The 12,598-nt window shown below is 70.5% G+C and carries 10 protein-coding genes; 6 read left to right on the top strand and 4 right to left on the bottom strand.

Annotated elements, in window-relative coordinates:
* On the top strand, nucleotides 1–1,128 hold the full coding sequence (locus tag AB5G72_RS08500; protein WP_440221416.1) for a ferrochelatase: 1,128 nt from the start codon (nucleotides 1–3) through the stop codon (nucleotides 1,126–1,128).
* A gap of 35 nt (nucleotides 1,129–1,163) precedes the next feature.
* On the opposite strand, the gene AB5G72_RS08495 is transcribed toward AB5G72_RS08500, so the two are convergent.
* The gene (locus AB5G72_RS08495; RefSeq protein ID WP_268092084.1) at nucleotides 1,164–1,976 is read right to left on the bottom strand and encodes a hypothetical protein; all 813 of its coding nucleotides are present in this window, start codon (nucleotides 1,974–1,976) and stop codon (nucleotides 1,164–1,166) included.
* A gap of 67 nt (nucleotides 1,977–2,043) precedes the next feature.
* Between AB5G72_RS08495 and AB5G72_RS08490 the strand changes: the two genes are divergently transcribed.
* Nucleotides 2,044–2,865: a DUF3097 domain-containing protein gene (locus AB5G72_RS08490; RefSeq protein ID WP_440221415.1), complete on the top strand. Its 822-nt coding sequence runs from the start codon at nucleotides 2,044–2,046 to the stop codon at nucleotides 2,863–2,865.
* Here AB5G72_RS08490 and AB5G72_RS08485 read toward each other — a convergent pair.
* The gene (locus tag AB5G72_RS08485) at nucleotides 2,849–3,484 is read right to left on the bottom strand and encodes a TVP38/TMEM64 family protein (RefSeq protein WP_440221414.1); all 636 of its coding nucleotides are present in this window, start codon (nucleotides 3,482–3,484) and stop codon (nucleotides 2,849–2,851) included. The genes AB5G72_RS08490 and AB5G72_RS08485 overlap by 17 nt on opposite strands.
* A 138-nt stretch (nucleotides 3,485–3,622) precedes the next feature.
* Between AB5G72_RS08485 and AB5G72_RS08480 the strand changes: the two genes are divergently transcribed.
* From AB5G72_RS08480 to AB5G72_RS08465, 4 genes are all read left to right on the top strand, one after another.
* Nucleotides 3,623–5,461, top strand: a complete 1,839-nt coding sequence (locus AB5G72_RS08480; protein ID WP_440221480.1) for a methylmalonyl-CoA mutase family protein — start codon at nucleotides 3,623–3,625, stop codon at nucleotides 5,459–5,461.
* Nucleotide 5,462: 1 nt separating this feature from the next.
* A complete protein-coding gene (scpA, locus tag AB5G72_RS08475) occupies nucleotides 5,463–7,769 on the top strand; it encodes a methylmalonyl-CoA mutase (protein ID WP_440221413.1) in 2,307 nt (768 codons plus the stop codon).
* A 92-nt stretch (nucleotides 7,770–7,861) separates the two neighbouring features.
* Entirely contained in the window at nucleotides 7,862–8,869 is a 1,008-nt protein-coding gene (gene meaB, locus AB5G72_RS08470) for a methylmalonyl Co-A mutase-associated GTPase MeaB (RefSeq protein ID WP_440221412.1), read from the top strand.
* Between the two features lie 244 nt (nucleotides 8,870–9,113).
* Nucleotides 9,114–10,409 carry an ISL3 family transposase gene (locus tag AB5G72_RS08465; RefSeq protein ID WP_440220432.1) on the top strand — a complete coding sequence of 432 codons (1,296 nt, stop codon included), beginning with the start codon at nucleotides 9,114–9,116 and terminating at the stop codon, nucleotides 10,407–10,409.
* Nucleotides 10,410–10,444: 35 nt separating this feature from the next.
* Here AB5G72_RS08465 and AB5G72_RS08460 read toward each other — a convergent pair whose 3' ends face one another.
* Entirely contained in the window at nucleotides 10,445–11,236 is a 792-nt protein-coding gene (locus AB5G72_RS08460; RefSeq protein WP_069390477.1) for a class I SAM-dependent methyltransferase, read from the bottom strand.
* A gap of 118 nt (nucleotides 11,237–11,354) precedes the next feature.
* Nucleotides 11,355–12,593, bottom strand: a complete 1,239-nt coding sequence (locus tag AB5G72_RS08455) for an RNA polymerase sigma factor (RefSeq protein ID WP_067714546.1) — start codon at nucleotides 12,591–12,593, stop codon at nucleotides 11,355–11,357.
* Between the last annotated feature and the right edge of the window lie 5 nt (nucleotides 12,594–12,598).

The following is a 12,598-nucleotide window of genomic DNA, read 5'->3' as shown; positions in this document are numbered from 1 at the left end:
ATGACAGGATCGACGGACGACACCGCGGGGCAGGTCGACACCGTGGGGCAGGTCGACGCCCTGCTCGTGCTCTCATTCGGCGGGCCGGAGGGGCAGGAGGACGTGATCCCGTTCCTGGAGAACGTCACCCGGGGCCGGGGGATCCCGCAGGAGCGCCTCGAGGAGGTGGCCACCCACTACCGCCACCTGGGCGGCCGCAGCCCGATCAACGACCTCAACCGCGAGATCATCGCGAATGTCGAGGCCGAACTGGCCCGCCGCGGCCGCGACCTGCCCGTCTATTTCGGCAACCGCAACTGGACCCCGTACCTCGAGGACACCCTCATGCGGATGAGAGACGATGGCGTCCGCACCGCGGCGGTGTTCGTCACCTCGGCATGGGGTGGATACTCCGGGTGCGGGCAGTACCACGAGGACATCGAGCGGGCACGGGGCGCGGTCGAGAACGCTCCCACGCTCGTGCGCCTGGGACAGTTCCACGACCACCCGAAGTTCGTCGATCGCTTCGCCGCCGACCTGTCACGTGCCCTCGAGGACGCCCGGCAACTGGCCCGCGACGCCGACTCCGACGGTGCCGGGGTCGGAACGGGGGGAGAACCCCGGCTGGTGTTCACCGCACACTCCGTCCCGACCACTGCCGACGCCGCGGCCGGCCCCAAGAGACTCGGCGGTCACCTCTACAGCCGTCAGGTCAACGATGCCGCGCGTCTCGTCGCCGCGGCGGCCGGGGTGGACGAGTACGACGTCGTGTGGCAGTCCCGGTCGGGGCCACCGAGCGTGCCGTGGCTCGAACCGGACGTCGTGGACCACGTCCGAGACCTCGCGACGCATCAGGGGATACGTGACGTCGTGGTGTGCCCGGTCGGCTTCATCTCCGACCACGTCGAGGTGATCTGGGACCTCGACACCGAACTCGTCGAGGACACCGACGACCTCGGGGTGCGCATCACCCGGTGCGCGACCCCGGGCCCGTCTCACGAGTTCACCGAGATGATCTTGCAGATGCTCGACGAGGTCGAGACGGGGGAGCGGATCGAGCGGCTCGGTGACGTGCCGTCCCTGGGCTGTACCCGGAACGGCGCCCGGTGCGCGGTCGACTGTTGCCCGGCACCCTCGCGGAGAGCGTGACCTGACGCTCCGACGGTCCCGGTCCCCGGGCGTCGTCAGAAGGTTCTCAGCGCCGCCTCGCCGGCCGCGGCCACCGCGGACCGGCGTGCGGCGTCCTTCACCGCGACGAGTCGCCGGAGAACCGGCTCGCGCGCGGCGGGATCCACCCCGGCCTCCGGCTGTGCCAGCGCGACGGAGGTGATCGCCTCCACCCGGTCGATCCTGTCCACCAGCTCGAGGACGCGGGACGGGAGCCCGGCCGGCAGGCGGGTGACGTGGGAACGGATGTCGATCCGGGCCACGTCGTTGGTGCGTACGGCGGTGCGTTCGATGAGGTCGGCGGCCTCCACGACGGCTCCACCCAGGTCGGCGAGCGCCTCCGAGGGGCCGGCCGGTTGGGGCGCGACGGGGCAGTCATGGACCCCGCGCGCCCGCCACCGCAGCACCTCGGGATGCGGTTGGACGCAGGTCAGGCACACGGCGTCCCGTGAGCCGGGGTCGCGGACGAGGATCCCCCACCCGGCGTCGGCCACGTCCGCGCGAACCGACGGGACCGGCGGCAGGCTCGAGGAGTCCCCTGGCGCCGTCGTGAGCAGGGACAGCGCCTCCGGCGCCGGGTACGAACGCCCGGCGCGCCGCAGCGTCGTGACGAGCCCGGGCAGGAGTCCTGCCGGGCCGGCGGCGGGGGAGACCTCGGCGAGCATCGGGACAGGCGCTCCGACGATCTCCAGCAGGTGCGACTCCGCCAGGCCGGAGACGTACGAGGTCAACTCGTCGAACGGTTGATCCGCCCACGCGGTGCGCAGGAGGTACAGCGGCAGCGGCCACGCCGGGGACAGCGCGGTACTGCGGGTGAGGGGTCGGGACATGACGATCAATCCTACCGGCGGTGTGCCGCCGGCACCCCCGGCGCGGCGACGGCTACCGTGTCTGGCCATGGCAGACATGTACGGCTCCGACATCCTGTCCGGCACGGCGCGACGCCGCCGCCCGGAGGTCCCCGTCGTCGACGCCGAACGGGACCTGGTGGTGGAGGACGCCGAATCCGGGTTCTGCGGCGCCGTGGTGGGTTTCGACCGGTCCTACGACGGCGAGTTCGTCAAACTGGAGGATCGGCGCGGTCGGGTGCGCCTCTTCGCGATGACCCCCTCGGCGTTCCTCATCGACGGCTCCCCGGTCACCCTGCGGAAGCCGGCCCCGGCAACGCGGCGGGGGCCCGCGGTCACCGCGTCGGGGTCGCGGAAGGTCGAGGGACTGCGGGCCCGCTCGGCCCGCGCGGGGCGAATCTGGGTCGAGGGCATCCACGACGCCGCGCTCGTGGAGAAGATCTGGGGCCACGATCTGCGGGTCGAGGGCGTGGTGGTCGAACCTCTGCACGGGATCGACGATCTGCACGCGCTGGTCACCGAGTTCGGCCCCACCCGTCAGGCGAGACTCGGCGTGTTGGTGGACCACCTCGTCGAGGGCAGCAAGGAATCGCGGATCGTCGCCGGACTGGGGCAGGACGTCCTCGTGACCGGCCACCCGTACGTGGACATCTGGCAGGCGGTCAAACCCTCCGCCGTGGGGATCCGCGAATGGCCGGTGGTCCCCCGCAGCGAGGACTGGAAGGCGGGGATCTGCCGGCGGCTGGGCTGGGGCGAACCCGCGGACGGGTTCCGCCACGTGCTCGCCTCCGTGAGCACCTACCGGGACATCGAACCCGCGTTGCTCGGAGCGGTGGAGAGGTTGGTCGACTTCGTCACCGAACCGGCCTGACCGGCAGCTTGGCGTCGAGGACCATTCCCACCAGTCCGACCAGGGCAAACCCAGCGGTGGCCCACAAGGCGGCCGTGCCGTCACCCTCGGTCAGTGAATGCCCCAGGAGGACCGCGGCAACGGTCCCGGGCGCACTGCCGATGAGGGTGGCCAGCAGGAACTGCGGGTAGGAGATCGAGGTCAGCGCGGCGGCGTAGTTGACCACCGAGAACGGCACCGCGGGTACCAGCCGCAGACTGCCCACCGAGAGCCACCCGCGCCGACGCAGTCGTGCGTCGATCGAAGCCACCCGCGGATCCGCACGCAGTGCGGCTGTCCGGTCGTGACCGAGGCGACGCACTCCGGCGAACGCCAGTGTCGCCGCGATGCCCGTGGCCACGAGAGACCACGGGATGGCCACGGCCGGGGTGAACAGGACCGCGGCGGTGTAGGTGAAGGTCGACCGGGGGATGGGCGAGACCGTGACGAGCGCGTAGGCGGCGAAGAAGGCCACGGGGAACCACGGACCCAGTCGCGTGGCCCATTCACGGAACTGCTCCAACCCCGGGGTCGGCACGAGGGTCGCGACCAGGACCACCAGCGCGACGGCCGCCACCCACGCCAACACCCGGTTCCGCACCGGGACGACTGTAGTCGCCGTGGTCCGGGCGTCTTCCCCCGCAGGTCCCCCTCGCCGCGAGGGCGTGTTCCGGCTCCGGTGGGGCTGGACTAGAGTCCGGGGGTGACCCCCTTCACTCCACACGAGAACGAGGTACCGGTGACCAGTTCGACCACAGGTCCAGACCTTCACTCCTGGTACGCCTCCGTGGGAGCCGTCCTCGCGAAGGCCGCCCGCAAGGATCCCGCCGACATGCCCGAGGACGCCTGGCGCGCACTGGTCGCCACCACACGCGACGGCATCGAGGTCAACCCGCTGTACACGCGGGAGGACGAGATCGCCGAGCGCCCCGCTCCCGGGAAGTTCCCGTACGTCCGCGGCGGGGACCGGTCGGGGCTGCCCGAGAGCGGCTGGCACGTCAGCTCGCGCATCGAGGTCACGGGGGAGGCCTCGGAGGTCAACACCGAGATCCTGGACCTGTTGAACCAGGGTGTCTCTGCACTGTGGCTGACCGCCGAGCCCGCCGAGCTGGCAGCGGTCCTCAAGGACGTCTACCTGGATCTGGCCCCGGTCACCTTCGATTCCGGTGCCGGCCTGGCCGAGGTCACCGAGTCGTTCCTCGCCCTGCTCGACGAGCGCCGCGAGGCGGGTGACGGGGTCGTCGACCGCGCCGCCGTCATCGCCGACCTGGGCGCCGCGCCCGTGACCGCCGCCTACGCGGGGACCGATTCGATCGAGCTCGACGCCGCGGTACAGCTGGCCACACGGGTCGCCGAGCGCGAGGAGACCATCCGGACCTTCGTCGCCGACGGCACGGTCTTCCACGCCGACGGCGCCGGCGACGCCCAGGAGTTGGCCTACGCCGTGGCCGCCGGACTGGAGTACGTGCGGGCGCTGATGTCGGCGGGACTGTCCGCCGCCGCCGCGCTGCGCCAGATCTCGTTCCGGCTCGCCGCCACCGATGACCAGTTCGCGTCGATCGCCAAGTTCCGCGCGGGACGGCTCATGTGGGCCCGCGTCGCCGAACTCCTCGGCGCTCCCGAGGCCGGTGGCGCTCCGCAGCACGCGGTGACCTCCATGGCGATGATGTCGCGCCGGGACCCGTGGGTGAACATGCTCCGGACCACCCTCGCCGCGTTCGGCGCCGGGGTCGGCGGCGCCACCTCGGTGACGGTCCTCCCGTTCGATGCCTCGGTGCCGGGGGGCCTCGAGAGCACCTCCCGCGCCTTCGCCGCGCGTATCGCCCGCAACACCCAGCTCCTGCTGCTCGAGGAGTCGCACCTCGGCCACGTCGTGGACCCGGCCGGTGGCTCCTGGTACGTCGAGTCGCTCACCGACGCGCTCGCCGACGCCGCGTGGTCGGCGTTGCAGACGATCGAGGCGGAGGGCGGCCTGACCGCCGCGATCTCCTCGGGGACCGTCGCCGACGCCATCGCCCGCGTACGCGAGGCACGCGACGCCGACATCGCCCACCGCACGGCCCCGATCACCGGTGTGTCCGAATTCCCCAATCTCGACGAGCAGCCCCTCGACGCCTCCCGCCGTGGCGGCGACGGCTACCGCTACGGCCGCGCGTTCGAGGACCTGCGGGACCGGTCCGACGCGCACCTGGAGGCCACCGGCTCCCGCCCGACCGTCCTGATCGCGGGCCTCGGCCCCCAGGCCGAGACGACTCCCCGCGTGACGTTCGTGGCCAACCTGCTCGCCGCCGGCGGCATCGAGGCACGCAATCCGGTCGTCACCGAGGCCGGGCAGTACGCCGGGGCGCACGAGGGCGAGCGGATCGCCGTGCTCTGCGGCGCGGACAAGCGCTACGCGACCGAGGGCTCCGACGCCGTCCGCGCCCTCCGGGACGCCGGGGTGTCGACGGTGTACCTCGCCGGCGCCGAGAAGGGCTTCCCCGCCGACGCCACCGACCGCCCGGACGGGTACCTGGCCCTCGGCATCGACGCCGTCGCCGCCCTGACCACCCTCCTCGACCAGCTGGGAGTGCAGTGACATGACGACCTTCCCCGATTTCAGCACGACCCCGTTGCGGGAGACCTCCGAGGGGGCGCCCCTGCCGGACGGCGTCGAGACCACGGTCGACCACGGGGTCGGCACGGGCGTCGACGTCGACCCGACGTGGGAGACCCCGGAGGGTATCGACGTCAAGCGCGTCTACACCAAGGCCGACCGTGACGCCGTGGAGGCGGGCACCGCCCCGACCGACGACGGCGAGGAGGTCACCCCCTTCCCGTTGGACACGGTGCCGGGTGCGGCACCCTTCCTCCGCGGGCCCTACCCGTCGATGTACGTCAACCAGCCGTGGACCATCCGCCAGTACGCGGGGTTCTCCACGGCCGCTGAGTCCAACGCCTTCTACCGGCGCAACCTCGCAGCCGGCCAGAAGGGCCTGTCGGTGGCGTTCGACCTGGCCACGCACCGTGGGTACGACTCCGATCACCCGCGGGTCGCCGGCGACGTCGGCATGGCCGGGGTGGCGATCGACTCCATCCTGGACATGCGCGAGTTGTTCGACGGCATCGACCTGTCGTCGGTGTCGGTGTCGATGACGATGAACGGCGCCGTCCTGCCGATCCTCGCGTTCTACGTGGTGGCGGCCGAGGAGCAGGGGGTGACGCCGGACCAGCTCGCGGGGACCATCCAGAACGACATCCTCAAGGAGTTCATGGTCCGCAACACCTACATCTATCCGCCCAAGCCCTCCATGCGGATCATCTCGGACATCTTCGCCTACACGTCGAAGATGATGCCGCGCTTCAACTCGATCTCCATCTCCGGTTACCACATCCAGGAGGCCGGTGCGACGGCCGATCTCGAGCTGGCGTACACGCTGGCCGACGGCGTGGAGTACCTCCGCGCCGGTCTGGACGCCGGGTTGGACATCGACAAGTTCGCGCCCCGCCTGTCGTTCTTCTGGGCCATCGGCATGAACTTCTCCATGGAGATCGCCAAGCTGCGCGCGGGGCGTCTGCTGTGGAGCGAGCTGGTCGAGAAGTTCGGGCCGAAGAACGCCAAGTCCAAGTCGCTGCGGACCCACTCGCAGACGTCGGGGTGGTCCCTGACCGCGCAGGACGTCTTCAACAACGTCGCGCGGACCTGCATCGAGGCCATGGCGTCCACCCAGGGCCACACGCAGTCGCTGCACACCAACGCCCTCGACGAGGCGCTGGCTCTGCCCACCGATTTCTCCGCGCGGATCGCCCGCAACACGCAGTTGCTTCTGCAGCAGGAGTCCGGGACCACGCGGCCGATCGACCCGTGGGCCGGCTCGTACTACATCGAGTGGCTCACCGCCCAGCTCGCCGACAAGGCCCGTCTGCACCTCCTCGAGATCGAGGAGGCCGGCGGCATGGCCCAGGCGATCGGGGAGGGCATCCCCAAGCTCCGCATCGAGGAGGCCGCCGCCCGGACCCAGGCGCGCATCGACTCCGGTCGTCAGCCCGTGATCGGCGTGAACAAGTACGTTGTGACCGAGGACCAGGAGATCGACGTCCTCAAGGTCGACAACTCCCGGGTCCGCACCGAGCAGCTGGCGAAACTGGACAAGCTGCGGGCGGAACGGGACGAGGACGCCTGCCAGGCAGCCCTCACCCGCCTGACCGAGGCCGCCTCCGGCGGGGCGAGCAGCGATATGGACGACAACCTCCTCGCCCTCGCGATCGACGCGGCCCGCGCGTACGCCAGCATCGGGGAGATCTCCGACGCGCTGGAGAAGGTCTACGGTCGTCACAAGGCCGAGATCAGGACCCTGTCCGGGGTGTACCGGCAGGAGGTCACCAAGGAGGGCGCCGTGGACAACGTCACCCGGGCCATGCGGATGGCCGACGCGTTCGCCGAGCAGGAGGGGCGCCGTCCCCGCATCCTGCTGGCCAAGATGGGACAGGACGGCCACGACCGCGGTCAGAAGGTCGTGGGCACCGCGTTCGCCGACCTCGGGTTCGACGTCGACATGGGCCCGTTGTTCCAGACGCCGGAGGAGGTGGCCCAGCAGGCCGCCGACGCCGACGTGCACGTCGTGGGCGTGTCCTCCCTGGCCGCGGGTCACCTGACCCTGGTACCCGCACTGCGTTCGGCGCTCGCCGGGGTGGGGCGCGAGGACATCATGGTCACGGTCGGTGGCGTCATCCCGCCGGGTGACTTCCAGGAGCTCTACGATGCCGGGGCCGCCGCGATCTACCCGCCGGGCACCGTGATCGCCGAGGCCGCCATCGGGCTGCTCGACGCGCTCGCCGGCGAGCTCGGCCACGACCTCTCGTCGGCCGCCTCGGGTGAGGGGGCCGGCTCGGAGGTGACGTCCTGACCCGCCTCGGCTCCGGACCCGACCCGGCCGGTTCGGGCAACCTGTCGGGCAGTCTGTCTACCACGGCCGGCACCGGCTCGGTGCGTGGCCCGGTGCCCTCGGCCACCGGGCCACGTCCGCGGCGCGAGATCGATGTCGACGCACTGCTCGCCGGCGTGCTCGAAGACCACCGCCCGGTCCTTGCCCGCGCGATCACACTGCTGGAGTCCACGAACCCGTCGCACCGGGAGAAGGCCCAACAGCTCCTGTTGGGCGCGCTGCCGCACGCCGGTGGGGCGCTGCGGATCGGCATCACCGGGGTGCCGGGGGTCGGCAAGTCGACGTTCATCGAGTCCTTCGGCCTGTACCTGGTGGAGCAGGGCCTCAAGGTCGCGGTCCTCGCCGTCGACCCGTCGTCCACCCGCACCGGCGGCTCGATCCTCGGCGACAAGACCCGCATGGCCACCCTGTCCACGGAACCGAGGGCCTACATCCGGCCCTCGCCCACGTCCGGCACGCTCGGGGGCGTGGCCAAGGCCACGCGGGAGACGATGGTCCTGCTCGAGGCCGCCGGGTTCGACGTGATCCTCGTGGAGACCGTCGGCGTCGGCCAGTCCGAGGTGACGGTGGCCGGGATGGTCGACTGCTTCACGTTCCTCACCCTCGCCCGCACCGGCGACCAACTGCAGGGCATCAAGAAGGGTGTCCTCGAGTTGGCGGACATCGTCGCGGTGAACAAAGCGGACGGCCCGCACGTCAAGGACGCCACGCGGGCCGCCCGCGAACTCGGGGCCGCCCTACGGTTGGTGCGTCCTGCCGACGCGGTGTGGAAGGTGCCCGTCCTGACCATGTCGGGACTGGAGGCCGAGGGACTGGACCGCTTCTGGGACGCCGTCCGCTCGCATCAGGACACGATGAACGGGATCGGCGAGGTGGAGGCGCGGAGGGCGCGTCAGCAGGTGGACTGGACGTGGTCCATGGTCCACGACACGCTGATGGCCCGGCTGGCCGCCGATCCGGAGGTGCGCAGGATCGCCCCGGAGGTGGAGCAACAGGTCCGCGAGGGCACGCTCACCGCGGCCCTCGCGGCGCAGGCCATCATCGACGCCTTCGACTCCTGAGCCCCGCCGGGCACCGTCTTGCGCAGTGCGCAGGCTTCGCACCGCCCCCGACCGCCCACACCAAATCCGCTACTCGCACTGCCAATCTGCTACTCGGAATCGGGTAGCGGATCCGGGGGGAGAGTAGCGGATTTCGGGCTCTTGTGACCTGTCCATGGGTCGTTCGGTGGATCTCGGGTAGAAGCACGCCGTTCTCGGCTTAGGTTTTGGGTGTCTAAGTCCAAACCGAAGAGCGGAGAACGGCGTGCGAGGTGTCAGCCTATGGCGTGCGGTGCTGGGCGTCGAGAGAACGGTTATCGAGAACGTCGAGTTCGACCACATCGAGCAGATCGTGGTCGCACATGTTCGCCCTCAAAGGGGGTACTGGGCCCGGTGCGGCGTCTGCGGGACGCCGGCGGCCCGGTACGACAACGGCGCTGGCCGACGCCGCTGGCGCAGTCTGGATATGGGCTCAACGATGGTGTTTCTCGAGGCCGATTCGCCGCGAGTGAGCTGCCCCGTGCACGGTCCCACTGTGCGTCAGGTGCCCTGGGCCCGCCACGGCGCCGGTCACACCAGACCCTTTGACCAGCAGGTCGCGTGGCTGGCCACGCAGTGTTCCAAGAGCGCCACGTGCCAGCTGATGCGCATCGCCTGGCGCACGGTGGGGTCGATCATCGCCCGCGTCTGGGCCGACACCGTCGCCGGTACCGATCCGTTGGCCGGTCTGCGGAGGATCGGAATCGACGAGATCTCCTACAAGCGCAACTACAAGTATCTGACCATCGTGGTCGATCACGACACCGGTCGCCTGGTGTGGGTTGCCATTGGCCGGGACAAAGCCACCGTGCAGGCGTTTTTCGACGCTCTCGGGGCCGACCGGTGTGGGCAGATCACCCATGTCACCGCTGACGGGGCGAAGTGGATCGGCGACGTCGTAGCCCGAGCGTGCCCCGAGGCGGTGCGCTGTACCGATCCGTTCCACGTGGTCAAGTGGGCCACCGATGCCCTGGATGAAGTGCGTCGACAGGTGTGGAACGAGGCCCGCGGCGACAAACGGCAACTGCGTGAACGTCGTCTGGCCAACAAGGTCAACCGGGCCCGCGGTTACGCCCGGGACATCAAGCACGCCCGATATGCGCTCTGGAAGAACCCCGAGAATCTCACCACCCGGCAGAGTGCCAAGCTGGCGTGGATCGCCAAGACCGAACCCACCCTGTACCGCGCCTACCTGCTCAAAGAAGGCCTGCGTCTGATCTTCCAACTCCCGATCGACGAGGCCAGAGACGCCCTGGAAGCGTGGATCAGCTGGGCCAGACGATGCCGCATCGAACGGTTCGTCCACTTGCAGCGCACCATCTGCACCTACAAGACCGAGATCCTTGCCTCGATCGAACACGGCCTCTCCAACGGGCTCATCGAATCGGTCAACACCAAGATCCGCCTCATCACCCGAATGGCCTTCGGCTTCCGTTCACCAGAGGCCCTCATCGCCCTGGCCATGCTCAACCTCGGCGGCCACCGTCCCACCCTCCCCGGCCGCCAAAAGGCCCACGCATGAGTCATAAGAGCCGGATTTCGTGTGCCGGGGCGTGGTCAGCGTTTGCGCAGTACGAACCCGACCGCGCTCATGTGCTGGTCGTGCGCGACGAAGGTCCTGCGCATGGCGAGAACTCGTCGGCGGGCGTCCGCGTCGCGGAGGAGGTTTCGGACGATCCGGGCCACGCCGACGATGCCCTCGTCGGCGAGGACACGGCGGGGCTGGAGCAACGCCATCGGGCGGAGTTCGGTGCTCTCGACCTCGAAGCCGGCCTCGTCGAACAGGTGGGTCCACTCCGCTACGGTCAGTGGCCGCGCGTTCACTCGGATCGAACGGGCGAGGTCCTTGCGGATACCCGTCTTGATCTCGTCGTCCAGGGTATCGGGGACCAGGCACAGTTCGTGGACCAGGTACCGCCCGTCCGTCCCGAGCACCCGGCTGGCCTCGGCCACGATCTGCCGCTTGGCCGAGTCGCCCTGCATGGTGAGCATGGCCTCGCCCACGACGATGTCGGCGGACGCGGTCTCCAGACCGGTTTCCTGGGCAGTCGCCACCACCAGTTCACCCCGGCCTCCGATTGCGTGGCGCGCGACGGCGACGGCGTCGGCATCCGAGTCCACGCCCACATACGAGGCCGGGCTCTCGTCGAGCAGCAGTGTCGCTGTCAACCCCAGTCCGGGAGCGAACTCCACTACGCGTTTGCCCGTCACGGTGGTGGCCGAGACGAGCCAGCCGGACAGTTCCTTACCGCCCGGACGAAGGACCTTCTTGCCCATACGCGCCAGGAGCCAGTGCCCGGCGACGGACTCGGGGTCCCGGTCGTGCTGGGGGAGCGGACTGGCGGTCATGTGGGATCCTCCTCGGGGATACGGCGCCGACACCTGGAGGTCGCGGCGTGAGGTTAGCCTAACCTCCCTTGGGTCGAGGGGGAAGGGAAGGCGAGTCGAGCTACGCGACGCACGAGCTTCAGGCGTCCCACCAGCGCTGCAGGAGGTAGTCACGCTCGGCGTCGTTGCGGGCGAGTGCATGGGCGCGGACCCACGCCCGGCGCGCCTCCTCCGGACGCCCGAGCAACTCCAGGGTGACCGCCCTAGCCTCGTGGAACGGGTGGTGCTCGGCGAGCGCCGGGTCCGCGGACAACTCGTCCAGGTGGGCGATCCCCACCTCCGGCCCGTCTCGTCGCCCGATGGCCACCGCCCGCGCCATCCGGACCACCGGGCCGGGAGCGAGGATCACGAGCACATCGTAGAGGGCCACGATCTGCCGCCAGTCCGTCGACGCGAAGTCCGGGGCCTCGGCGTGCACGGCGGCGATGGCGGCCTGAACGGAGTACGGGCCCGGGCCGCCCGCGGCAGCCTGCTCTGCGAGCGACAGGCCTTCCTCGAGCAGAAGACGGTCCCACGTGCGGCGGTCCTGGTCCGGCAGGGGAACGGGCATCCCGTCGCGACCGGTCCGAGCGGACGCCCGTGCCTCGATCAGCACCATCAACGCCAGCAACCCGGTGACCTCCGACTGCGTGGGCATCAACCGGTGGACGATGCGGGCCAGCCGGATCGCCTCCTGCGTCAGATCCGTCCTCAGGTGACTCGCCCCCTCCGTCGCGGCATACCCCTCGGAGAAGACGAGGTAGATCACGGTGAGAACGGCCGAGAGCCGGTCGGGAAGCTCCGCGCTCCCGGGTACCCGCACCGGGATCCGGGTGACCCGCATCCGCTTCTTCGCCCTGACCAGCCGCTGCTGCATCGTGGGCACCGGCACCAGGAACGCCTGGGCGATCTCGGCGGTGGTCAGCCCCGCCAGGCACCGGAGCGTGAGCACGACCTGCTCCTCGACCTTCAGGGTGGGGTGGCAGCAGGCGAAGAACAGCTCGAGACGCTCATCCGGAATCTCGTCCGGGTCCGCGGGCGAGACCTCCACCGCACGGGCCGCCCGGTGTTCCTGCTCGACGTGCAGCCGGGCCAACCGCTCCGTCAGAGCCCGCTGTCGCCGGAGTCGGTCGATCGCCTTCCGCGCCGCGGTGGTCATGAGCCAGGCCAGGGGCTTGTCCGGCACACCGGTGACCGGCCACTTCTCCAGCGCGGCCGCGAAGGCGTCCTGCGTCGCGTCCTCCGCGAGGTCGAGGTCGCCGAACCGCGCCACGAGAGCCGCGAGCAGTCGCGAGCGGTCCTCCCGGCGCAGCGCGCCGAGCACGTCGCGAACCGCCAGACCCG

This window comes from Dietzia sp. MNB45, from assembly GCF_051994785.1.
In the GTDB taxonomy this organism is placed as follows: domain Bacteria; phylum Actinomycetota; class Actinomycetes; order Mycobacteriales; family Mycobacteriaceae; genus Dietzia; species Dietzia kunjamensis.
This window is presented reverse-complemented; position numbering and strand designations above follow the sequence as displayed.

Bases quoted from the DNA above. Each gene is read 5' to 3' on its own strand.
- AB5G72_RS08500 (WP_440221416.1), top strand. From the start codon at position 1: ATGACAGGATCGACGGACGACACCGCGGGGCAGGTCGACACCGTGGGG.
- AB5G72_RS08495 (WP_268092084.1), bottom strand. From the start codon at position 1,976: ATGTCCCGACCCCTCACCCGCAGTACCGCGCTGTCCCCGGCGTGGCCG.
- AB5G72_RS08490 (WP_440221415.1), top strand. From the start codon at position 2,044: ATGGCAGACATGTACGGCTCCGACATCCTGTCCGGCACGGCGCGACGC.
- scpA (WP_440221413.1), top strand. From the start codon at position 5,463: ATGACGACCTTCCCCGATTTCAGCACGACCCCGTTGCGGGAGACCTCC.
- AB5G72_RS08460 (WP_069390477.1), bottom strand. From the start codon at position 11,236: ATGACCGCCAGTCCGCTCCCCCAGCACGACCGGGACCCCGAGTCCGTC.